Annotated in this window: 25 protein-coding genes; 8 read left to right on the top strand and 17 right to left on the bottom strand. The window is 36.6% G+C overall.

The features are described from left to right. Nucleotides 1-41: 41 nt before the first annotated feature. The 5 genes from CC204_RS02465 to CC204_RS02445 form a co-directional block, all read right to left on the bottom strand. Nucleotides 42-947 carry an RluA family pseudouridine synthase gene (locus tag CC204_RS02465; RefSeq protein WP_088268659.1) on the bottom strand — a complete coding sequence of 302 codons (906 nt, stop codon included), beginning with the start codon at nucleotides 945-947 and terminating at the stop codon, nucleotides 42-44. Next, complete coding sequence (gene lspA, locus CC204_RS02460; RefSeq protein ID WP_088268658.1) at nucleotides 934-1410, bottom strand: signal peptidase II; 477 nt, start codon at nucleotides 1408-1410, stop codon at nucleotides 934-936. Before lspA ends, CC204_RS02465 begins: the two co-directional genes overlap by 14 nt. Nucleotides 1411-1416: 6 nt before the next feature. Next, nucleotides 1417-2118 (bottom strand): CBS domain-containing protein, encoded by a 702-nt coding sequence (locus CC204_RS02455; protein WP_088268657.1) that lies wholly within the window; start codon nucleotides 2116-2118, stop codon nucleotides 1417-1419. Further along, a complete protein-coding gene (locus tag CC204_RS02450; protein WP_088268656.1) occupies nucleotides 2118-2501 on the bottom strand; it encodes a hypothetical protein in 384 nt (127 codons plus the stop codon). Before CC204_RS02450 ends, CC204_RS02455 begins: the two co-directional genes overlap by 1 nt. A gap of 277 nt (nucleotides 2502-2778) precedes the next feature. Then, complete coding sequence (locus CC204_RS02445; RefSeq protein ID WP_088268655.1) at nucleotides 2779-4449, bottom strand: formate--tetrahydrofolate ligase; 1671 nt, start codon at nucleotides 4447-4449, stop codon at nucleotides 2779-2781. Between the two features lie 182 nt (nucleotides 4450-4631). On the opposite strand from CC204_RS02445, the gene CC204_RS02440 reads away from it, so the two are divergent. Then, complete coding sequence (locus CC204_RS02440; RefSeq protein ID WP_088268654.1) at nucleotides 4632-4832, top strand: cold shock domain-containing protein; 201 nt, start codon at nucleotides 4632-4634, stop codon at nucleotides 4830-4832. 79 nt (nucleotides 4833-4911) lie between these two features. On the opposite strand, the gene CC204_RS02435 is transcribed toward CC204_RS02440, so the two are convergent. Beyond that, entirely contained in the window at nucleotides 4912-5352 is a 441-nt protein-coding gene (locus tag CC204_RS02435) for an EbsA family protein (RefSeq protein WP_157894229.1), read from the bottom strand. An 83-nt stretch (nucleotides 5353-5435) separates the two neighbouring features. Between CC204_RS02435 and CC204_RS02430 the strand changes: the two genes are divergently transcribed. Next, entirely contained in the window at nucleotides 5436-5831 is a 396-nt protein-coding gene (locus CC204_RS02430; RefSeq protein WP_088268653.1) for a ribonuclease HI family protein, read from the top strand. A gap of 75 nt (nucleotides 5832-5906) precedes the next feature. Here CC204_RS02430 and ybaK read toward each other — a convergent pair whose 3' ends face one another. Genes ybaK through CC204_RS02415 form a run of 3 tightly spaced genes read right to left on the bottom strand, consistent with a single transcriptional unit; the run spans nucleotide 5907 to nucleotide 8394 of the window. After that, entirely contained in the window at nucleotides 5907-6392 is a 486-nt protein-coding gene (gene ybaK, locus CC204_RS02425; RefSeq protein ID WP_088268652.1) for a Cys-tRNA(Pro) deacylase, read from the bottom strand. Nucleotides 6393-6402: 10 nt separating this feature from the next. Then, entirely contained in the window at nucleotides 6403-7167 is a 765-nt protein-coding gene (gene aroD / locus CC204_RS02420; protein ID WP_088268651.1) for a type I 3-dehydroquinate dehydratase, read from the bottom strand. A gap of 54 nt (nucleotides 7168-7221) precedes the next feature. Then, nucleotides 7222-8394 carry a class I SAM-dependent rRNA methyltransferase gene (locus tag CC204_RS02415; RefSeq protein WP_088268650.1) on the bottom strand — a complete coding sequence of 391 codons (1173 nt, stop codon included), beginning with the start codon at nucleotides 8392-8394 and terminating at the stop codon, nucleotides 7222-7224. Between the two features lie 356 nt (nucleotides 8395-8750). Here CC204_RS02415 and CC204_RS02410 point away from each other — a divergent pair, with 356 nt between their 5' ends. From CC204_RS02410 to CC204_RS02400, 3 genes are all read left to right on the top strand, one after another. Next, entirely contained in the window at nucleotides 8751-10820 is a 2070-nt protein-coding gene (locus CC204_RS02410) for an LTA synthase family protein (RefSeq protein ID WP_088271636.1), read from the top strand. 96 nt (nucleotides 10821-10916) lie between these two features. Then, entirely contained in the window at nucleotides 10917-11618 is a 702-nt protein-coding gene (locus CC204_RS02405) for an FtsX-like permease family protein (protein ID WP_088268649.1), read from the top strand. 12 nt (nucleotides 11619-11630) lie between these two features. Next, nucleotides 11631-12182, top strand: a complete 552-nt coding sequence (locus tag CC204_RS02400; protein ID WP_088268648.1) for a hypothetical protein — start codon at nucleotides 11631-11633, stop codon at nucleotides 12180-12182. 130 nt (nucleotides 12183-12312) lie between these two features. Here the strand turns inward: CC204_RS02400 and CC204_RS02395 are convergent, their stop codons facing one another. After that, nucleotides 12313-13782 (bottom strand): sensor histidine kinase, encoded by a 1470-nt coding sequence (locus CC204_RS02395; protein WP_088268647.1) that lies wholly within the window; start codon nucleotides 13780-13782, stop codon nucleotides 12313-12315. Then, nucleotides 13783-14499, bottom strand: coding sequence for a response regulator transcription factor (locus CC204_RS02390; RefSeq protein ID WP_087639979.1), 717 nt, complete (start codon nucleotides 14497-14499; stop codon nucleotides 13783-13785). 150 nt (nucleotides 14500-14649) lie between these two features. Between CC204_RS02390 and CC204_RS02385 the strand changes: the two genes are divergently transcribed. Beyond that, entirely contained in the window at nucleotides 14650-15423 is a 774-nt protein-coding gene (locus CC204_RS02385; RefSeq protein ID WP_088268646.1) for a Cof-type HAD-IIB family hydrolase, read from the top strand. A 25-nt stretch (nucleotides 15424-15448) separates the two neighbouring features. Here the strand turns inward: CC204_RS02385 and CC204_RS02380 are convergent, their stop codons facing one another. Then, a complete protein-coding gene (locus tag CC204_RS02380; protein ID WP_088268645.1) occupies nucleotides 15449-15637 on the bottom strand; it encodes a hypothetical protein in 189 nt (62 codons plus the stop codon). Nucleotides 15638-15933: 296 nt separating this feature from the next. On the opposite strand from CC204_RS02380, the gene CC204_RS02375 reads away from it, so the two are divergent. Beyond that, the gene (locus CC204_RS02375) at nucleotides 15934-16695 is read left to right on the top strand and encodes a threonine/serine exporter family protein (RefSeq protein ID WP_088268644.1); all 762 of its coding nucleotides are present in this window, start codon (nucleotides 15934-15936) and stop codon (nucleotides 16693-16695) included. A 12-nt stretch (nucleotides 16696-16707) separates the two neighbouring features. Next, a complete protein-coding gene (locus CC204_RS02370; RefSeq protein ID WP_088268643.1) occupies nucleotides 16708-17163 on the top strand; it encodes a threonine/serine exporter family protein in 456 nt (151 codons plus the stop codon). Nucleotides 17164-17177: 14 nt separating this feature from the next. Here the strand turns inward: CC204_RS02370 and CC204_RS02365 are convergent, their stop codons facing one another. The 5 genes from CC204_RS02365 to CC204_RS02345 all read right to left on the bottom strand — a co-directional run bounded on the left by CC204_RS02365 (nucleotide 17178) and on the right by CC204_RS02345 (nucleotide 21563). Continuing rightward, the gene (locus CC204_RS02365; RefSeq protein ID WP_088268642.1) at nucleotides 17178-17960 is read right to left on the bottom strand and encodes an ABC transporter ATP-binding protein; all 783 of its coding nucleotides are present in this window, start codon (nucleotides 17958-17960) and stop codon (nucleotides 17178-17180) included. Further along, on the bottom strand, nucleotides 17957-18844 hold the full coding sequence (locus CC204_RS02360) for an ABC transporter permease (RefSeq protein ID WP_088268641.1): 888 nt from the start codon (nucleotides 18842-18844) through the stop codon (nucleotides 17957-17959). The genes CC204_RS02365 and CC204_RS02360 overlap by 4 nt, the downstream gene beginning before the upstream one ends. Nucleotides 18845-18855: 11 nt before the next feature. Next, complete coding sequence (trpX, locus tag CC204_RS02355; protein WP_088268640.1) at nucleotides 18856-19845, bottom strand: tryptophan ABC transporter substrate-binding protein; 990 nt, start codon at nucleotides 19843-19845, stop codon at nucleotides 18856-18858. Between the two features lie 337 nt (nucleotides 19846-20182). After that, nucleotides 20183-20713 carry a GNAT family N-acetyltransferase gene (locus CC204_RS02350; protein ID WP_227011218.1) on the bottom strand — a complete coding sequence of 177 codons (531 nt, stop codon included), beginning with the start codon at nucleotides 20711-20713 and terminating at the stop codon, nucleotides 20183-20185. Nucleotides 20714-20885: 172 nt separating this feature from the next. Further along, a complete protein-coding gene (locus CC204_RS02345) occupies nucleotides 20886-21563 on the bottom strand; it encodes a hypothetical protein (RefSeq protein WP_088268638.1) in 678 nt (225 codons plus the stop codon). Nucleotides 21564-21698 lie beyond the last annotated feature (135 nt).

Genomic DNA, 21698 nt, shown 5'->3' with positions numbered 1-21698 from the left:
ATTTTCTTTCTCAAACAGTGTACCTCTTCTGAAGCAATAAATCAATCATTATTTCTTAAATCATCTAAAGTTTTTTCAAATAGTTCAGGTAAAGGCGCTTCAAAGACCATCATCTGTCCAGTTGTCGGGTGTTTGAATCCTAGCATTTGTGCATGCAAGAACTGACCATTGCCTTTTAACGTCTTTCTAGGTCCATAGAGAGGATCGCCAGCAACTGGATAACCAATATATTTCATGTGAACACGAATTTGATGTGTCCGTCCTGTTTCTAATTGTAACTGTACTAAAGTAAAACCTTCAAAACGTTCCAATACTTCAAAATGCGTCACTGCTGACTTCCCACCTTCAATGACCGCCTGCATCTTACGATCATTCTTAGAACGTCCGATCGGTGCATTGATTTCGCCTTTATCATGAGAAATCTCTCCGTGGACAAGAGCAACATATTTTCTAAGGGACGTTTTATCTTTCAGCTGTTCTGCTAAAGCAACATGCGCATGATCATTTTTAGCGACCATCAACAATCCAGATGTATCTTTATCGATTCGATGAACGATTCCAGGTCGAATCACCCCATTGATCGAAGACAGATCCTTGATATGATATAACAAAGCATTGACCAGGGTTCCATGAGAGTGGCCAGCAGAAGGATGAACAACCATGCCTTGAGGTTTATTTATAACTAAAACATCATCATCTTCATAAACGATCTCAAGTGGGATGTTTTCTGCTTGAATATCTAGCTCTTCTGGTTCTGGAATCGTAATCACTATCTCATCAGCTGCTTTGACTTTATAATTTGAACGGATGATCTCACCATTGACCTTGACATGGTTTTCTTTGACCCATTGCTGAATTTGCGAACGAGAATGCTCTTTCAATAGGTCACTTAACACCTTATCGATTCGGCCAGTCTCTGTGTTTATTTTTACATTAATTTGCTCCATTTTTTCCGTCCTTCGCTGCTTTTTCTTCTAATATCAAATAAATAAAAATACAAACTACACCGACTACCAGTACGCTGTCAGCCACATTGAATATTGGAAAATTCATAAATTCCGTTTGAAACATGTCTACTACGTAGCCTAAGCGTAAACGATCAATAAAATTACCAATGGCTCCAGCTAAAATCAAACTTAACCCAATCGTGAACCATTTACTTCCATGGATATTTTTGACCAAGATATAAAGCACCACGACAACGACAATAGTAGTAATAATGTAAAAAAACCACATTTTCCCTTCTAGTAAACTCCAAGCTGCTCCTGTATTCCGAATATTCGTAAATGATAAAATACCTGGTATGAATTCTTTCGTTTCACCAAGATTTATATTGGCAACGGTCAAATATTTCACCCACTGATCTAAACCGATCAATAGGGCACTGATAATAAGATAAACTACTAACAAATAACTTCATTCCTTCTCTAAAATATTGTATAAATCTCTCGGCCGAATGATCCCTAGTAAATTGCCATTTGGATCTCCATCAGAGGTAATCAGGATCGCTTCCAATTTAACTTGGGTGGAAAACATCTCTTCCACTTGAAATACGGTCGTTTCTTGATCGACAAACTGATAATTACTTTCTTTATAATTCGTCAATAAAAGCTCTGATGCTTTGCGTCCATCCAAATGAATATCTCCATTAGAACTTTCGATAGCAAGCCAAATCCCTAATCCACGGGCAGTGATCAATCCTTTAAAAATCCCCTTATCATAAATAGGAAATTGTGAGTATTGCTTTCTAGCAACAATGGATAAAATCTCTTTGATTGAGATATTGATGTCAAAGCCAGTAACCTTTTTAGCAAAACGCGGTAAAACTTTATCCGGGCTGATCAACGCTTGCTCGATTTCTTCCATACGCTTAACTGCCCATTCATTTGGTTCAGCTATAACAAAGTCGTTTGAAATCCGCTCATGTACAATGGCATTCCTTAATTGAGCCATCTGCAGCAGATCGTCTTGAAAATGCAGTACTTGACTATCTTTTTTTCTGGCTAAACGCCGAACCATTTCACTGAACCCCATATTCGTTGGGTTATTCAATTCTTCACGAAACCATTTTTCAATTCGATTAAATGCAGCTAAAAACGATTCAGCTCTTTCTCCCATTATTCCATCTCCTTGATGATATATGCTTTTTTTAACATAGAAAACAAAAATATAGCGTACGCTACAAGCAAAAGTAAAATACCAACTATATTTAAATGAAAAATAGGGATCAAGAGCATCCCGATAAAGAGTATAACATAATTTGATATCAAAATAGGATTCATTGTTATTTCTATACTAATTGGTTGTCCTTTATCGATCAAAATCAGTGGTTGGCTTTTTAAAAGAAAGAAACTCACCTGAACAGTACACTGATCCTCTGTAATTTCCAGCTCTTTTGTCTGATTATGAGTTAAATAAACCCATTTTTCTCCGTTCTTCTTAAGTTCGATCGGACTGCCCATACCATAGAATCCAGTGTTTCTAGTACAGCGAATATCCATTTTGATTCCTCCCTGAGCTTTAATTAAAAGTATATAACAAAAAACCAGACACGAAAAGGAAGAAGTTGCTATAGCTCAAAAATAAAACAAGTGCGGACAAAACTAAAAATCAGTCTTGTTTCGCACTCTAAAACATAATAAATGATGGAAGCAGAAGCAACTACTACACTTCGATCACATCAATCTCTAAATATCTAAGATGCTAAGAATTGGAAGACTTAGTTGTCGGAGTTGAACACTTTTTTCCTAACGATTTTTTTCGAATTATTTATTATTTTTAAAATAATCCAATTGCTTGTCCATCTTGATCTACATCCATATTCAATGCAGCAGGTTTTTTAGGCAGCCCCGGCATGGTCATCACATCTCCAGTTAATACCACAATAAATCCAGCACCGATCTTTGGTACAAGTTCACGAATGTTGATTGTAAAACCTTCCGGGCGACCTAATGCATCTGGGTCATCTGACAGAGAATACTGTGTCTTAGCCATACATACAGGCAAACGATCCCAACCATATTTTTCAAATATTGCAAGTTGATTTTGTGCTTTTTTTGAAAAGGAAATGCCGCTTCCGCCATAAATTTTCGTGACGATCGCCTGAATTTTTTCTTCTAGATCCATACCTTTTTGATAAATCGTCCGAAATTCACCTTGCTCTTCGTTGATTAGTTCAACCACTCGATTTGCTAAAGCACCCCCGCCTTCTGGTCCATTTGCCCAAACACTGGTCAACTCTACTGGAACATTTTGTGTCTCGCAGAGCTCTTTTAGTGTAGACAGTTCCTTTTCGGTATCTCCAGAAAATTCATTAACTGCAACGACCACTGGCAAACCATAGCTTCTCATATTTTCAATATGTTTTTGAAGATTGGTGAATCCTTTGACCAAAGCAGCTATGTTTTCTTTCGTCAACTCTGTTTTAGAAACACCTCCATGCATTTTCAATGCTCTTATCGTTGCTACGATGACAACTGCATCAGGTGCTTTTTTTAGATTAGGAACTTTGATATCCAAAAACTTTTCCGCGCCTAGATCGGCCCCGAATCCTGCTTCTGTTACAGTAAAATCCCCAAGCTTCAATGCCGTTTTTGTGGCTAAAATACTATTACAGCCATGAGCAATATTTGCAAATGGACCGCCGTGAACTAAGGCTGGCGTTCCATAAATCGTTTGAACAAGATTGGGCTTCAGCGCATCCTTCAACAGTAATGTCAAAGCGCCTTGAACACCTAGATCACTAACCGTTACAGGTTCCAAATCAAATGTATAAGCGATCACGATATTTCCCAAGCGAAATTTTAGATCCTCCAAATCAGAAGCTAAACATAGCACTGCCATAATTTCACTGGCAACTGTAATATCAAATCCGTCTTCTCTTGGAACTCCTTGAATGGGTCCACCTAAACCAACCATTACTTGGCGCAGTTCTCGATCATTCAAATCCACCACACGTTTCCAGATCACTCTTCTTGCATCGATGTTCAACTCATTCCCCTGATGGATGTGGTTATCCAGCAACGCAGAAAGAGCATTATTGGCTGTTGTAATCGCATGCATATCCCCTGTAAAATGTAAATTTATATCTTCCATTGGCAAAACTTGAGCAAAACCACCGCCGGCTGCACCTCCCTTGATCCCCATAACTGGGCCTAATGAAGGTTCGCGTAAAGCAATCACTGTTTTTTTACCGATCTTATTTAATGCATCACCCAATCCAATCGTAACAGTTGATTTTCCTTCACCTGCAGAAGTCGGATTGATCGATGTGACTAATATCAGTTTCCCATCTGTTTTCTCTGACAAACGTTGAATGGTTGAAAAATCGATTTTAGCTTTATAATGTCCATATAATTCTAAATCATTCTCTTTTAGATCGATCTTTTCTCCAATTTTAGTGATTGGTGATAATTGAACTGACTGTGAAATTTCGATATCTGTTTTCATCATGCCCTCTTTTCCCGAACTTTTTTTGTACAACAAGTGTTTTTCGTTAAGATATTAACCATTATACCTTTTCTTTCACTCTATTTCTATGGTGAAAAAGCTATTTTTGCAAAAGATTGACGAGGGTTCTTTTTCACTTTATAATGATGCTAGACTTTAGAAAATAAAGGGGCGTGATTTGAATGGAAAAAGGGTTCGTCAAGTGGTTTGATAATAGAAAAGGTTATGGCTTTATTACGTACAATGAAGACGATGAAATTTTTGTTCATTTCACAGCAATTGAAGGCGATGGTTTTAAATCATTAGATGAAAACCAAGCGGTAGAATTTGAAGTAATGGAAGGTACACGCGGTCTCCAAGCTGCACATGTGAAGAAAGTATAAACAAAAAGCTGAGAATGACATTTCATAGGAAATGAGCTTTCTCAGCTTTTATTTTGCTTTATTCTATTTAGCTATTTCGTTATTCCTTTCCAGACTTTTGCGCTGGATCTTCATGAATAAGTACATGCTCAGGCAACATTGTTTTAATCTGAGAAATAAAAGCCGCTTTCGTTTTTTTCGTCATTATATATAACTGGCTTCCTTCTTTAAACTCAGTAGAAACAATTTTGATCGACTTAGGGCCGACAAAAATAGCCTCGATCGCCTGCACACTAATTTTCTTACGTCTAATTGGTAATAGTGCATGGACGATCAGCTGATCATTCTTCAAAATAAAATAACGATTCAATCCTAAAAGTGCGAAGAAAAAGAACACGCCTAAAACTATGTTGCTCGTCAGGTAAGGACGGGTATGTTCCAACATCAAAATCAAACTTAAAAATAAAATGCCAAATGTACAAGACCAATAAATTATCGCTGTTGATAATTCTGGTTGCCAATGATAGACTCTTTTCTTCATACAGCGACCCCTTAGTAAAAATTCAGTATGGTACAATAATAACATACATCAACTTTTAACGAAAAGAAAATAAGGAGATATTTATGTTACGAATATATGTCGATGCTGCAACAAAAGGAAATCCTGGTCCAAGCGGCGGCGGAATCGTGATCGTTGGCGAAGCTATTCATGAGCAACAACATGTTTCCCTTGGTGAATGTTCCAACCATGAAGCTGAATTCAGAGTTTTTATTCAAGCGCTTGAATTATTGATCGAAAAAAAATATACCGACCAGACGATCGTGATTCATTCTGACAGCAAAGTAGTCGTTCAAACGATTGAAAAAGATTATTCAAAAAATCCTTTATTTCAGCCATACTTAGCTACTTATAAACAATTGGAGCCACATTTTTCGTTACTATTGATCAAATGGATCCCGGAAAGTCAAAACAAAGGCGCTGATTCTCTAGCAAGACAGGCTTTACAAAAATACCTTTAAGCAAGGCTAACAGCTTCCAAAATAAAAATGAGGATTGAACACAATTTGTTGATCTTGTTGTTCAATCCTCATTTTTTATATTGTTATGTCCACTATTTTACCTTTAGTCATCTTTAAAATAGCCTCTGGAGCTATCTCCATTTGAATGCCTCTTTTACCAGCTGAAACAATGATCGCCTCAAATTCATCCGCTTCTTGAGCTAAATAGGTTGGAAAAAGCTTTTTCATTCCAATCGGCGAGCAACCACCACGAATGTAGCCAGTTGTCTCTTCCAAATCTCTCAAATGCAGCATTTCCACTTTTTTATTTCCGCTGACCGCTGCTATTTTTTTTAGATTTAATTCCTTATCACCTGGTATTACCGCTACGACAGGTCCAGTTTTATTCCCGACAGCAACCAAGGTTTTAAAAATTTTTCCATCAGCTACTCCCAATTTTTCTTTAACACTTTCAGCACTTAAATGATCCTCACTCCATTCAAACTCATATTCTTTGTATGGAATTTTTTGTTGTTCGACAATACGGATCGCGTTTGTTTTTTGTGTCTTCTTTTTTCCCATGTTGCACCTCTCAATTTTCTGACAATGACAGGATGTTTAAAAGTTGGCGTAATTTCACAGCGGATATTTGACCAGGTGCAGAAGCTGTTCGATCAGTACCGAAGGTTAATGCTGATCCAAAAATCTCACCAGTCAATCGACTGACCAGCCCCAATTTCCCCATGGACATCGTTACGATCGGACGATCTGCATGGTTCATCTTCATCTCATTCGACGCCTCAAGTAGGGTTAAAACATCCTTTGAGGTTTGCGGCATTACAGCGATTTTACAAATATCCGCATTCATTTCTTGCATACGACAGAGTCTAGAAATAATCTCTTTTTTTTCTGGTGTTTGCTCAAAATCATGATTACACATGATCACTTTGATTCCTTTAGCTTGTGCTAACTGAATCGTCTGCTGCACAAGCTGATCGTCCATAAATAACTCAATATCAAGTAAATCAAGACAACCCTTTTGAATCATCATTTGGTACAATAAAAAATAGTCACTATCTAAAAGATCGCTGACACCACCTTCTTTTTTCGTTCGAAAAGTGAAAAGTAATGGTTTTTCAACAAGGCATTCTGTGATCTTTTTTGATAACGCAATTACCATTTGGAAGTCAGTAACTTGCTCAAAAAAATCGACACGCCACTCAACTAAATCGCATTCTATTTTTGATAAGTTTCTAGCATCATCGATTATTTCAGCTTCCGTTCTTCCGACAATCGGCACAACTATTTTAGGACTGCCAATACCAATGCTGATTCCTTTAACATCAACTGTCCTCATCTTTCCTCTCCTTCTCTCCTGATTTACAAATGGTTACTTGAAAGAATTCTTGATCTATTTTTTGATTTCGATAAAAAATACTTTTAAATAATTCCCTTCTTCAAAATGTTTGTTTGTTTTGAAGTCACTTGGTAATTGGTATGTTTCTTTAAAGTGATAACGTACCTGTTTTTCATCTAGCGCTTGAATGATCATTTTCTTATATTTATCGATTGAAATATTTGCAGCATTTGTTGAAGCGATCAATAGCCCCTGATCTGCTAGAATAGTCACAGCATCCTTTACTAAATCACCGTAGTTTTTTGCAACAGAAAAGACTTTCTTTTTGTTTCGAGCAAAACTTGGCGGATCTAAAACGATCACATCATAACTTAGTTCTTTACGCATAGCATATTTAAAATACTCAAAAACATCCATCACAATGATTTTTTGATCTGCCGGGTTGATTTGGTTCACTTCAAATTGCTCTTTTGTTTTTGGCAAACTCCGTTTAGCTAAATCAACACTGGTCGTTTTTGCAGCACCGCCCATGGCACTTGCAACTGAAAAGGCGCCAGTATAGCTAAACATATTCAATACTGTTTTACCAGCAGCTGCACCATCGATCAATCGTCCGCGAACCTCTTTTTGATCTAGGAAAATTCCTGTCATCAAACCATCATTCAAATAAGTTGCATACGTCACACCATTTTCCAAAACTAGTAATGGTTCAGGTGCATCCTTACCGAATAACTTTTGTGATTCAGGTAAAGACTGAGTTGAAAACCGAATTTTTTCGTATCCACCGATAATCTCAGGCATACTTGCTCTGAACGCCCGGAGGATTTGTTCTTTCATATTATATAGTGTTTCATTGTACCAAGAAAAAACGACAAACGCATCGTAGCGATCGATCGTCAAACCACCTAATCCGTCCCCTTCACCATTAAACAACCGATACGCTGTGGTTCCAAGATCTTGTTCAAAAAACGCTCGCTCTTTTTTTGCCTTTAAAAATAGCTTTTCTAAAAATCCAGAATCGATACTCCCTTGTCGATTGACTAGCCAGCCTATTCCTTTATTTTGTTCACCAAGATAGCCTGAAGCAACAAAATTTCCTTTGCTATCAAGAAAATCAAGCCATTCCGCAGAAAATTTTTGTGGGGATTCCTGCAAATCTTCCTTTTGGACTAAGGGATAGCCTGCTTTAAATTTTTTCTCTGACTTTTTTGTTATTCGTATGTTCATTTTCTACATCCTTTAGCTTTCAATTAAGTATTCTCCATTATATTCTTTCTTCGTCAGTATATCAAAAAAAGAACAAGCTGTCGTTACCCATTAGGATCATTTTCACTCCTCTATGATTGAAGATGAGCTAATTTCTACTGCTTCTTTTTTAAAGAAAAGTAAAATTTCATTAACAACCCGCTCCCAATTCTTGATTTAAATTGACAGAGCTTATGGAACAGAGTAAAATTAATGCTGTATATGTAAAGCTTGTGAAAACTTTTCATTGGCTTTCTCTTAGATTTGATTGAAGAAAGGATTCGTTCACTTTGAATATTTTAAAAAAAATACATACACCTAAATTTTTAGATACCCGTATGGGGCTGTTTCTCTTTATAGGTGTCCTGATTTGGATGAAGTCGATTTTTGCTTACGTTGTCGATTTTCATCTGCGTATCGAAAATGCTTTTGAATATTTTATTCTCTTTATCAATCCAATTGCTTCAACATTTTTCTTGTTGGCAATTGCTTTATATGTGAGAAGAAAAAGAGCTTCCTATATCACTATGATGGTGATTTATTTCCTAGTTAGCCTACTTCTTTTCTCAAATGTTACCTATTATAGAGAATTTACTGACTTTATCACAGTCAATACGATGCTTGGTGCCGGCAAAGTTGCCAGCGGTCTTGGCGAAAGTGCACTGCGTCTTTTCAGACCTTATGATGTGATTTACTGGCTTGATTTTATTATCGTCGGCATTTTATTACTGACGAAGACGATCAAAATGGATGAACGGCCAGTTAGAGCTAGAGTTGCTCTTTCTATGAGCTTATTATCTGCTCTATTCTTTGCGGCAAACTTAACGTTAGCTGAAACTGCTAGACCACAATTATTAGGTCGTCAGTTCTCTCGTGATTATATCGTGAAGTTTTTAGGCTTGAACGCTTTTACTGTTTATGATGGTGTCACAACATATCAGACGAACCAAGTACGAGCTGAAGCAAGTGAGAATGACATGGATACAGTTTCAGATTATGTCAAAGGTCATTATGCTGAGCCTAATCCAGAAACATTCGGAATTGCTAAAGGAAAAAATGTGATTTATATTCATTTAGAAAGCTTCCAACAGTTTCTGATCGATTACAAGTTAAAAGATGAAAATGGTGTCGATCATGAAGTAACACCGTTCCTTAACAGTATTTTCCATAATAATAGTACGTATAGTTTTGATAATTTCTTCCATCAAGTAGGACAAGGAAAAACGAGTGATGCCGAAACGATGTTTGAAAATTCATTATTCGGTTTAGATCAAGGATCATTGTTCACTCAAGTCGGCGGAAAAAATACATTCGAAGCTGCTCCAGCAATTCTAGATCAAGAAGCTGGTTATACTAGTGCTGTTTTCCACGGAAATGCCGGTAATTTCTGGAACCGTAATGAAACTTACAAGCATTTAGGCTATGATTACTTTTTCGATGCAAGCTACTATGATGTCAACGAAGATAACTCTTTCCAATACGGATTGCATGATAAACCATTTTTTAACCAGTCCGTTCAATATTTAGAGCATTTACAACAACCGTTTTATTCTAAGTTTATCGCTGTTTCTAATCATTATCCATATTCACAGTTTACAAATGATGAAGCTGGGTTCCCGATTGCAAACACGTCAGATGAAACGATCAACGGCTACTTCGCTACAGCGAATTACCTTGACAAATCTGTTGAAGAATTTTTCAATTATTTAAAAGCATCTGGATTATATGATAATTCAGTGATCGTACTTTACGGTGACCATTATGGTGTTTCGACTTCTCGTAATAAGAATTTAGCTGAACTGGTTGGCAAAACAAAATCTACTTGGAATGATTTTGACAATTCAACAATGCAGCGTGTACCATATATGATCCATATTCCTGGTCAAACGAATGGCGGGATCAATCATACGTATGGTGGTCAAATCGATGCATTACCTACTCTACTTCATTTATTGGGTATCGATACAAAAAATTATATCCAAATGGGACAAGACCTATTCTCTAAACAAAATGAACAATTAGTTGCATTTAGAAACGGCAACTATGTTTCACCAAAATATACGATGCTAGGTTCTAATATCTACGACACAGCAACTGGCCTATTGATCAGTGAACCAACTGAGCAACAACTACAGGAAACGAAAGCACTGAAAGATAAGGTCAACTTACAGCTGGAAATGTCCGATCAAACGACAAACGGTGACCTTCTACGATTCTATACAAACAGTGGTTTGACTCCAGTAAATCCTGATAACTACAATTATAAAGATCAGCTGGAACAGATGAAAAAAATCGAATCTAAAAAAGGGAAATCATCAACGAGTGTCTACAGCAAAAATAACAACACATCTACCGTTGATAAATACCACACAGAATCTTATCAAGATTATCAAAAATCAAATAAATAATCATGAAAGCTTGAGTAATTACTCAAGCTTTTTTATATCTTTTTCATAGATTATTCATATTCTTATTTTATACTTGTTTCTGTGAGGTGAATCTATTTGAAAAACATTCGTTACGCCTATGCCAGTGTTTCCTATCATAAAAAAACATCCTTTAGTCTTGGTCTTTTTTCCGGACTTTTTCTTGTACTATCAACAAGCATTTTGAACCTCATTGATTTGGAAAACATATTCTATCAACAAGTCAAGAATTTGGCGAATCTCTCTGATTACTTTAAAAATCATCAGAAACTTATTCACCTATTCTTAGTGATGTACATAGTACTTTTAGTGGTTGCATTGTTTATTGTCTGTCTTTTACTTTTTACGAGTCTTCGTTTAAAAAGGCAAGATATGCTCAAATGGCGAATCATGGGATTTAAACGTTCTTTTATCATCAAGCAAGCTGTTTTGGAAACTCTGATTCCAATGATGATCGGAATTTTTTTCGCAGCTTTTGCCCTATTGGTTTGCCAACACACTTATGAATTTCTTTTAATTCGATTAAAGCCTATATTGGCTACTCAATTTGGAATTGAACGGGTGACCTTTTTTTCTCCGAATTTGGTTGTCGAAAGTACCCCAAATCAGGTAATGACTACAAATGACAACACTACTTTTATTTCATTGGGAATCACGAATCTGCCTATTTCTGTCATATTCAAAGCCTTTCTAAAAAATTGCCTGTTACTCACTGCTACAACAACAGTAGTGACGTCGATTTCCACGTATTTATTTTTGAAAAAAAGAATTCAGTATTAAGGACGTGAGTAAATGGATTTTTCTTTAGAGAATTTCTGGACGCAAGAGCGTTTTAATGAATTATTTCAGGAACAGCATATGACCGTTATTTTAGAAGATCAAAGCCGTATTCAAGCTGATTTTTTCTTCCTTATAGATAAAACATTTGATTTAAAACAGACAATGGCGATCGGTTTTATCTTATCTGAAAATACATTTCTTCCCTATCTTTCGATTCGGGACAATCTGTTCATCGGTACATCGATCAAAGAGAAAAATAAAAAGTCTCTACTTTTAGAACAGCTTGATTACGTTGGCTTAACTCATGATGTATTGGTCAAATCTGAATCTGATTTAAACACGTTAGAAATGATCAAGCTCCAATTGGTTCAGTTACAATTGCTTGATAAAGACATCATCATCATTGATGATATCTTTCAAAAATTATCTGTTGGTCAGCGTCAAGAGCTACTTCCATTACTACAAAAAATCGCTAAAGAAAAGAAAAAGGCGATTCTAGTCTTAACAAATGATATTCAGATTGCAGAAAGTCCTTATATGGATAAAATCATTAATACAGCATAAAAAGGTCTGGCAGTTCACTCAAGGAGTTCAAACTGCCAGACCTTTTTTATGGCGATTAAATAAGCTGGGTAAAGATAACAACCATCTTTACTCAGCTTATTTTTTTGCTATCTAATTATATACTTTTTACTTATTCTTCATCTTGAATTTCAACATCGGGGAACGAAATAGTAAAACTTGTTCCTTCCCCCTCTTTACTTTCGACGCTGATCTTTCCTTTATGCAGTCTGACTAGCTGCTGAACGATAGACAATCCTAAACCAGATTCTCCATATTTCGTATTTTTTCTAGATGGATCGACCTTATAATAGCGATCCCAAATATTTTGCACCTGTTCTTCCGTCATTCCGATTCCTGTATCTGTAATCGTCACGATCGTTTCTAGATAGCCTTTTTGTAAATGGACACGGATTTCTCCATCTTGAGTAAATTGAATCGCATTTTGCAGGATATTGACCATGATTTGAACGAAACGATCATAGTCAGCATAAACATCGATTGGTTCTTTCGTTTCTAAAATCAAACGATCATTTGCGGATTCTGCTTTCGCTTCTAATTGCGTTAGAATATTTTCCAGTGTTTCAGTGGCACTGAACTTTTTAACCACAATGCTGATTTGATTCGTTCTGATTTTCTCATAATCCAGATTTTCATTGACTAACCGAATCAAACGAGAGGTCTCATTTTGCATCAATTTGATTGCGTTCTCTCGTTGATTTTCAGGTATTGCATCATATTGAAGTCCTTCTAACAGACCATTGATCGTTGTTAAAGGGGTTCTCATTTCATGAGAGGCATCTGCCATAAATTGACGTCGTCGTTCTTCTTGACGATCGATTTCTTCCCGGGATTCTTTTAGCGATTCTGCCATCTTATTGAAATCTTCCGCTAAGTCATCAAACTCATCCTTGTCATGCGTTGCTAATTTTACATCAAAGTTTCCGCTAGTGATTTCTTTTGTCGCTTTCCTCATGCGATTGATCCGTTTTACTTGGAAACTCGCAAAGAAATAGCTTAAAATCAAGCCGACTATACTAGATATGATAAATCCTTTGAATAAATTCGATGTAATAGCATCCATACTATCAGACACGTTTTTGGCTGGTTGCGTAACTACTAATGCGCCAATGATCGTATTTTGTTGCGACTGAATATTCGTCATTGTTACAGGAAGCATCACATATGAGGAGACATTCTTGTTTCCATAAATATCTTTATCTACCGTCGCAAACTCCTGCTGGCCTTGCATCAATCCATCCCAGTTAGCCTTGATCACTGTATCGTCCAGCTTTTTCTCAGGATTGAGCGGATATTGAACATTCATATTTGTATCATAAAAAACGAATTGAACATCCTGATTGCTTAAAAAGCCTTCAAATAAATGAAAAGATACATTCCAAGTATCTTGATCAGTCATTCCCGGTTCTCTGTTGATCGAATCCTTCGCCTGCCATGCTGATTTGGCATAGCCTTGTAATTGTTCATAATTTGAATCTTGTAAGGTTTTTTTCGTTAATTGAGTAAAAGATGTCCCCACGATCAAAATGATTAAAATGATCACACCCCAAAACGCGAGTAATTGCTGATGTAAATATTTCATCTAAGCAACTCCAGAATCATCAAATTTATACCCTACGCCCCAAACCGTTTGAATAACTTGCGGTCCCACTTTTTCGATCTTTTGACGCAACTTTTTGATGTGAGCATCAACTGTTCGCTCATCTCCAAAATATTGATAATCCCAAACCATTTCAAGCAGTTGCTCACGAGAAAAGACTTGTCTTGGTTTTTTTGCAAGTGTATATAACAAATCAAATTCTTTCGGTGTCAAACCATCGATTGGTTTGTTATCAAGATAAGCTTCTCTGGTTTTAGTATTCATTTTAAAATGTTCCGTCGTTACATCAAACTTTTCATCTGAAGGTTCAGAGCTGTCAACGTGCTCCCCAATCTCAGAGCGACGATGAAGAGCTTTGATCCGAGCAATCAAAGTCAAGGGACTAAATGGCTTAGTCACATAGTCATCTGCGCCCATCTCCAGTCCTATCACCTGATCACTTTCAGAATCTCTGGCAGTCAGCATAATGATCGGTACAGTATTTGATACTTTGCGAACTTCACGGCACACTGACATCCCATCCATCGTTGGTAAATTCAAATCCAATGTGATCATATCCCACTTCTCAGGCGCTTCTAAAAAGGTATCCAATCCTTCTTTGCCATCATACTTGAAGGTCGCTTCCCAACCTTCGTTCAAAAAGAACATTTGCATCATTTCTGATACAGATTCATTATCTTCGATCATTAATACATTCATTTATATACCGCCTCTTTTCTTCATAGTTAACGTCAGTAATATTATACTCTAAAAATCGCTAAGCTCCAATAACTTCTATCTTTCTTCAAAAAAGCTTTGTCTTTTTTTCAATCTTTGATAAGATTAAGCATGAAAGGACGTTGAAAATTTATGGAAAAAATTCAAGCAGTTGCTTTTTTTGATTTAGACGGCACATTACTGAACGAAAAATCAGAAATCACTTCTGAGATCTCAACAGCTATCCAAGCATTGAAAGATAATCAAGTATTACCTTTGATTGCTACTGGTCGGACGATAGTAGAGATCGAGCATATCATGAAAGATAGCGGGATCGATTCAGCTATTGTGATGAATGGTCAATTGATCCAAGTTGAAGGAAAGAACGTGTATTCTAATGAGTTTACACCAGAAGAAGTTTCTAAGATGCAAAAACATGTCAAGCAGCAAGGGCACGAGATTTCTTATTATAATGATCGTCATATTTGGTGTTCCGGACACAACGAAATCGTTTCAAATGCCTATGCTTTCATCCATTCAAAACCACCGATGATCGATCCTTTTAATACAGAAAATAAGTCGGTGAACATGATGTTAGTCCTCTCTGAAGATGGTGATGAACATTATTTGGAACACTTCCCTGAGATGACCTTTTACCGAAACGGCCCTTATTCTATTGATACCGTTCGAAAAGGTGTCTCAAAAGGTTCCGGTGTTCAAAACTTATTCAAAACTCTTGAGCTGCCGAAAGTTCCTACCTTTGCTTTTGGAGATGGCATCAATGACCTTGCGCTATTTGATGCATGCGATAATAAAATTGCGATGGGCAACGCTCGTATTGAGTTGAAAGAACGCTCAAGTTACATCACAAAGAACAATACTGATGGCGGTATTGTTCATGCTTTGAAGCATTTTGATTTGATTTAAGCAAAAATTAAAAATCCCACTTCTTTTATTTAGAAGATGGGATTTCTTTTTTTTGTCTTTTTTGATGAACACAGATAACTGATCCTGTCACTTGTACCAATAAAAGCACCGCTAAAAAAATACTCAAAGCAATATGCCCTCGTTCAAACGTTTTTACTAACAATACAAGTAAAATGAAGCTGCTTATTGAATACAGTGACCATTGTTTATCCATAATATCTAGACCCCTTTGGTTTGTTAACATAAGGATAGGACTTTTACTGAGAAAAAGCAAGGATGTTTTGGATATCTGAGAGTTTTCCTTTACTTTTTTAGTGTATCTTTATAATTCTAAGCAAAATTTAAATAATCGCTCAAAAATATTGCTTTTTTACTTCTTGCCTTAGGAGTAAAGAAAAAACATTTCTAAAAAAGGGAACATGCTCATTTCTAATAAATCAATGATTTCAAACCTATAGAAAAAGTGATACACTGTTTTTATCGCATACTTTACTTCAAGGAGTTTTTGTAATGACAGAATCAAAACAAAAAGATTTACAACTCATTTTAGATACTTGCTTATTAGCTGGAAAAATAATGACAGAGAGCGGTTCTGAGGTCTATCGTGTTGAAGACACAATGAATCGTATCGCAGAAAATGCTGGTCAAAAAGAAAGTGTTAGCTATGTAACTGCCACGGGTCTTTTTATGGGGTTTCGCTCCAGTAATTTTACTCAATTAGAAAACGTGACGGAACGCAGCATTAATCTGGAAAAAGTGGCTATTGTCAATAATCTTTCACGTCAATTTGCCAACCAAGAAATTTCATTAGCTGAGCTTAACTATAGATTAGTCAATATCGACTCTGAGGCCCCAACGTACTCAATGACGCTGCAAATTTTTGCAGCCGGCATTGTCAGTTGTACTTTGATGTATATTTTCGGTGGAAGTTGGAATGATTTTTTAGCTACTTTTTTTATTGGTATGGCTGGCTTTAGTGTGGCACACTTCACTAAAGAATGGCTGAATATTAAATTTCTAGATGATTTTCTAGCCTCCTTTACAATTGGCCTGCTTGCCTATTTTGCTGTGACCTTTCACCTAGCTGGTAATGTCGATAATATCATTATTGGTGCTGTAATGCCATTGGTTCCTGGTGTAGCGATCACAAATTCATTTAGAGATATTTTGGCCGGTCATCTATTAAGTGGAACAGCACGCGCGACAGAAGCCATTTTTATTGCAGGTTCGATCGGTATTGGCATTGCAATTGTTTTTAAACTATTTATGTAAGGAGAAATTATTTTGGAAATTGTGATTCATTGTCTTTTTAGTTATTTAAGCACAATTACATTTGGGATCGTCACGAATGTTCCTAGAAGGCTGCTGAATGCTTGCGGTATCACTGGTACTGTAGGCTGGATGATCTTTTGGCTGACTAAAAATATGGAAGCTGGAGCTATTTTTGCAAATTTTCTTGGCGCTATTGGTATCGGCCTGATGAGCATCTTTTTTTCACGTAGAAAGAAAATGCCTATGACCATCTTCAATATTCCCAGTCTTGTTCCACTAGTTCCTGGCGGTCCGGCTTATCAAGCAGTTCGAAGCATCGTTTTAGGTGACTATGTTAATGGGATGCATTTCATTATCAAAGTGATCATGACTGCTGGAGCTATTGCAGCTGGATTTATGGTCACAGGAATCGTAGAACGTCTGTTAAAAAATATTTTAGATAAAAAAGAAGTCAAGACTAATCGATAGTCTTGACTTCTTTTTTAATCTACTGACAGCTCTGCTTCTTCTTCGAAAAACAACAATAAATCTTGTAGAGTCAGCTTTTCCTTTTCGTTTTTATTCAGATCTTTAATGATCCGACCTTTTTGTAAGACGATCAGCCGGTTACCATATTCTAATGCATCTTCCATTCGGTGGGTGATCATCAAACAAGTCAAATCAGCTTCTTTGATTCGCTGATCCGTTAAATGCATCAACTGTTTTGACGTTTTAGGATCTAAAGCTGCTGTATGTTCATCTAACAATAATAACTCTGGTTTAGTTAGCGTGGCCATCAGCAAGCTCAATGCTTGTCTTTGACCGCCAGAAAGATTACCAGTTGGGGTATCCAAATGATTTTCCAGTCCATTTCCTACTTCACTGCAGATTTTCGTGAAAAAAGTTCGCTGATCACTAATTTTTCTTAAACGTAAGCCTCTTTTTTGTCCTCGGTACATTGCCAAGAGTAAATTTTCTGCCACAGTCATTCGTGGCGCTGTGCCCATTTTAGGATCTTGAAAGACTCGTGAGAAAAAAGTTGCCCGTTTTTCTTCAGAATAATTCGTTATTTTTTGTTGATTGATAAATAAGTCACCTTCACTTAAAGACAAGGTTCCTGCGATACTGTTGAACAACGTGCTTTTACCAGCCCCATTTCCACCTAAAACAGTGACAAATTCACCTTTTTCAATCGTTAGATTCACATTATTCAAAATGACCTTCGTTTCATTTAGACCATTGTCGATTCTTTTAGTCGCATGTTTCAATTCAAGTACAGTACTCATTTTTCAGCCTCCTTCTCAGGTAGAAAGTGAAGATTCAATGCTTTTTTCAATTGCGGGATCATTAAACAAGCTGCTAAAATCACGGCAGAGAATATTTTCAAGTAGGTCGTATCAAAGCCTAATTTGATCACGGCTAGAATCAACAATTGATAAATGATACTACCAACAACGATCGCGACCAAACGCTCTGCAAATGTCAACTCACCGAAAAGCACCTCGCCAATAATGATCGATGCAAGTCCAATGACGATCACGCCTGTTCCCTTATTGACATCCGCATAGCCATCATTCTGGGCAATCAACGCCCCAGATAATGCAATCACGCCATTTGATAACGTTAAACCTAAAATTTTCATTGAATCTGTTTTGATGCCAAGTGAACGTGCCATATGTTCATTGTCTCCTGTAGCAATATAAGCCTGTCCTAGATTTGTATTAAAGAAAAATAGCAACAAACTAATAATGATCACAAGAAAAATTACACCTAAAAAAACGATATCGTAATAATTCGGTAAATCAAACTGCAAAAAGAAATCCTGAATTTTTGGCTTATTTAATAATGATAGATTGGGTGTCTGCATCACATATAAAATCACAGAATTTAGTCCTGACATCACCAATATTCCAGCTAAAATCACTGGTATTTTCCCTTTAGTGAATAGTAATCCTGTGACCAATCCGGCGCACATACCAGCTAAAACACCTAATAGCGTTGCAAAAATCGGATGAATCCCAGACGTGATAGCAGTCACGCAAACCGCTCCGCCTAATGGAAATGACCCTTCTGTTGTCATATCCGGAAAATTTAAAATTCGATAGGTCATAAAAATCCCTAACCCTAAGATTGCCCATAGCATTCCTTGTCCAATTGCTGAAACGATCATCTCTTCCACTCCTATTCTACGATTTTAGCTTTTTCTCGAATATTTTCAGGAATTTTTATTCCTAGTTTATCTGCTTGTTTTTGGTTGATAATGATATCCCCTGAATCAAAAGTATAGATCGGCATCGTTGCCGGCTGTGATTTTCCTGAAAGAATCGCCGCTGCCATTTTTCCTGTTTGAACACCTAGATCGAATTGATTGATTCCCACAGTCGCAACTCCGCCTTGCTCGACCATCGTATCAACAGAAGGAAAAATTGGAACCTTCGCTTTATCAGCTTCATTCACTACGGTTTGCATCGCATTGGCAATTGTGTTATCTGTCGGGATATAGATCAGATCCACTTCACTAGCCATCACTTGAACCGTTTGGGCAATTTCATTACTTGACGGTACAGCATATGTTTTGACTGTCATGCCTTTTTTCTCTGCAACTTTCTTTGCTTCTTCGACTTGGTATTTAGAGTTTTCTTCAGAGGAAGCATATAAAATACCTACTTTTTTATTGTTCGACACTAATTTGGCGATCAAGTCGAACTGAGCATCAACAGGAGACTTATCACTGACACCTGTAATATTCGCTCCTGGTTTTTCATTGCTTTTGACCAAACCTGCACTCACTGGATCGGTGATTGCACCCAGAATGATCGGAAGCTCAGAGGTTGTATTTGCCAATGCTTGCGCGGCTGGTGTCGCTATCCCAATTAGAATATCTGATTTTTTCTCTTGCACCAGTTGTTGACTCATTGTCGCTAGTTTACTTTGATCAGCCTGTCCGTTTTGAAAAGCCAATGTCATGTTTTTACCATCTTCATAACCTTCTTCTTTCAGTCCCGCTTGGATACCCTTATAAATTTGGTCTAATGCAGGGTGGCTCACAAATTGAAGCACACCAACTGTAGGTAATTTTTCTTTTTGTGTTTCTCTTTTTTCTATAAAAAATGACCCAATCAAAAAGATAATAATGACAGCTACAACAAATGATAAACGATTTTTTCTCATTTTTTCTCCTCCTAAATTGTAAATTTTCGAAACAAAAAAAACAACAGCAAGTCCTAAAAAGGAGCGGCTGTTGTTTTTAAACAAAAACCGCATAGATCAATCATCTATGCGGTCAGAAATCATCATTAATAAACCGACATAGATACAAACTTTAGAAAAAATTCTAATTCGTTGTATCTATGAGAGCACCATACATACAACTATCTACGCCAGTTTTGCCATGAGTTATTCAATTGGTTGTTTGGTGTGGATAGTTTCATCATGTAATCACTCCTATAGTTTCTCTGTTAAATGTAGTCTACACTACTTATGATTTATTCGTCAAGGTCAAAAAACGTTAAATTGAATTTTTTTTTCGTAAATGCTGATTTTTCAGACGCTTTTGATAACTCCAACTATCCTTTTGTTTCTTGTAAGGGTAAAAGTTTAAATGAGTGAACATTTTTTGCGACGCTTCATTCCAGTTGAAAATCTCACTGACTGTGATTCGTTCTCTGCCAAGTTTTTTTGCTTTATAGATAAAGTATTTGGTAACCATTCGTCCGATATGTTGATTTTGAAAGGATTGATCGATGACAATTGCATAATCGTCTTCTGCCAGCCAGACATCTCCGATCGTTTGAAAGCCGTCACCATCATGATATTCAATATAATAAAGAAGTCCATGTTCATTTTGCCAATGATACATTTGCTGAATCTGCGCTTTGCTGTAAACAGTTTCTACGCCTATGATATTCCGCATATTTTGCGGATCTTGATACCATTTCAATGTTTCATTTCTAAATTTATCAAAGGGATTCAGCCGAATCGATTCATTTATACGCACTTTTTTTAGTCTATTTTGATCGAAAGAGGACTCAGTAGACATCTGAGTCCTCTTTCTTACTAAATCAGTGGCCAACGTCCGCCAATTAATACTTGTCACGTCGATCACTTCTTACATAAACACGCTGCATAGCAGGTTGGATTATCCCAAGCTTCAATAATAGGATCAAAATCAATTCTTTCATCGTAAGCCCTTCTTTCTAGTAGTTACGTCATTATTCTGCAGGAACTTCGGCATCAGTCGGCTGTTCCTGCACTTGTCCTTGTTCATCGACTTCTTGCGTTTGTGTCTCTTCTGTTGTCTGAGTTGTTTCCGCAGTTGAATGTGTTGTATTTTCTGCTGGTGTCTGGATCGTCGGCTCCACGCTTGACAATGGCAACTGATTCAAAGCAGGGATCAATGTTGTCTTTATATCTTGATTCGTTTCTAGAGTATAACGATTTTTTTCTTTGCCGCTTTCAAAAAAGATCACTGTCGTTTCATCTCTTTTTAACTTATACTTCTCTTCTATTTTTTCAACATTATAAACAATAGGATAGATATAAATACTATGATTGAACGTCTTCATTTGATCCGTATCTTTTAAAACATCGATCACTGCATCATACGTTTTTCCACTCGGGACAGAAAACAAAACAGTCATTGCTGTTTTTTCGCTAATTTGCTGATCTGCCGTTTTAGCATCTAAATAATTGGCTTTTTTTGCCAATTTAGTTTGACCGACAATCGATTGAATCTGAGAGGCACGAATATTCGCCTGTACTTTAGGGATCATAAAAAATAAACTAATAATAAATAAAACTGCGATACCAATAATGATAGCTGTCATTTTTTTCTGTTTATTTAAATAATCAATAACATCATCTTTTGCATCAATAAAATTTTTCTTCACTTTATTCTCCCCTTATCACTTCTCTTCTTTATTATACCTTTACTTCTTTTTTTTTCCTAGTATAAAATATTTTCCTGAATTTATTTTAAAAAATTATAATCTATAGAATCAATAAACTAATTATCTAAATTTGAT

Source organism: Enterococcus wangshanyuanii (assembly GCF_002197645.1).
In the GTDB taxonomy this organism is placed as follows: domain Bacteria; phylum Bacillota; class Bacilli; order Lactobacillales; family Enterococcaceae; genus Enterococcus_L; species Enterococcus_L wangshanyuanii.
Note: the sequence above shows the minus strand (reverse complement) of the source record. Positions and strands in the feature narration are given on the sequence as shown.

Coding starts and splice junctions, on each gene's coding strand:
- CC204_RS02435 (WP_157894229.1), bottom strand. CDS start 5,352: ATGAAGAAAAGAGTCTATCATTGGCAACCAGAATTATCAACAGCGATA.
- CC204_RS02400 (WP_088268648.1), top strand. CDS start 11,631: ATGGATTTTTCTTTAGAGAATTTCTGGACGCAAGAGCGTTTTAATGAA.
- CC204_RS02440 (WP_088268654.1), top strand. CDS start 4,632: ATGGAAAAAGGGTTCGTCAAGTGGTTTGATAATAGAAAAGGTTATGGC.
- CC204_RS02375 (WP_088268644.1), top strand. CDS start 15,934: ATGACAGAATCAAAACAAAAAGATTTACAACTCATTTTAGATACTTGC.
- CC204_RS02360 (WP_088268641.1), bottom strand. CDS start 18,844: ATGATCGTTTCAGCAATTGGACAAGGAATGCTATGGGCAATCTTAGGG.
- CC204_RS02410 (WP_088271636.1), top strand. CDS start 8,751: ATGGGGCTGTTTCTCTTTATAGGTGTCCTGATTTGGATGAAGTCGATT.
- CC204_RS02380 (WP_088268645.1), bottom strand. CDS start 15,637: ATGGATAAACAATGGTCACTGTATTCAATAAGCAGCTTCATTTTACTT.
- CC204_RS02445 (WP_088268655.1), bottom strand. CDS start 4,449: ATGAAAACAGATATCGAAATTTCACAGTCAGTTCAATTATCACCAATC.
- CC204_RS02390 (WP_087639979.1), bottom strand. CDS start 14,499: ATGAATGTATTAATGATCGAAGATAATGAATCTGTATCAGAAATGATG.
- CC204_RS02430 (WP_088268653.1), top strand. CDS start 5,436: ATGTTACGAATATATGTCGATGCTGCAACAAAAGGAAATCCTGGTCCA.
- trpX (WP_088268640.1), bottom strand. CDS start 19,845: ATGAGAAAAAATCGTTTATCATTTGTTGTAGCTGTCATTATTATCTTT.
- CC204_RS02395 (WP_088268647.1), bottom strand. CDS start 13,782: ATGAAATATTTACATCAGCAATTACTCGCGTTTTGGGGTGTGATCATT.
- CC204_RS02465 (WP_088268659.1), bottom strand. CDS start 947: ATGGAGCAAATTAATGTAAAAATAAACACAGAGACTGGCCGAATCGAT.
- CC204_RS02450 (WP_088268656.1), bottom strand. CDS start 2,501: ATGGATATTCGCTGTACTAGAAACACTGGATTCTATGGTATGGGCAGT.
- CC204_RS02455 (WP_088268657.1), bottom strand. CDS start 2,118: ATGGGAGAAAGAGCTGAATCGTTTTTAGCTGCATTTAATCGAATTGAA.
- CC204_RS02415 (WP_088268650.1), bottom strand. CDS start 8,394: ATGAACATACGAATAACAAAAAAGTCAGAGAAAAAATTTAAAGCAGGC.
- CC204_RS02365 (WP_088268642.1), bottom strand. CDS start 17,960: ATGAGTACTGTACTTGAATTGAAACATGCGACTAAAAGAATCGACAAT.
- CC204_RS02350 (WP_227011218.1), bottom strand. CDS start 20,713: ATGTCTACTGAGTCCTCTTTCGATCAAAATAGACTAAAAAAAGTGCGT.
- CC204_RS02385 (WP_088268646.1), top strand. CDS start 14,650: ATGGAAAAAATTCAAGCAGTTGCTTTTTTTGATTTAGACGGCACATTA.
- aroD (WP_088268651.1), bottom strand. CDS start 7,167: ATGAGGACAGTTGATGTTAAAGGAATCAGCATTGGTATTGGCAGTCCT.
- ybaK (WP_088268652.1), bottom strand. CDS start 6,392: ATGGGAAAAAAGAAGACACAAAAAACAAACGCGATCCGTATTGTCGAA.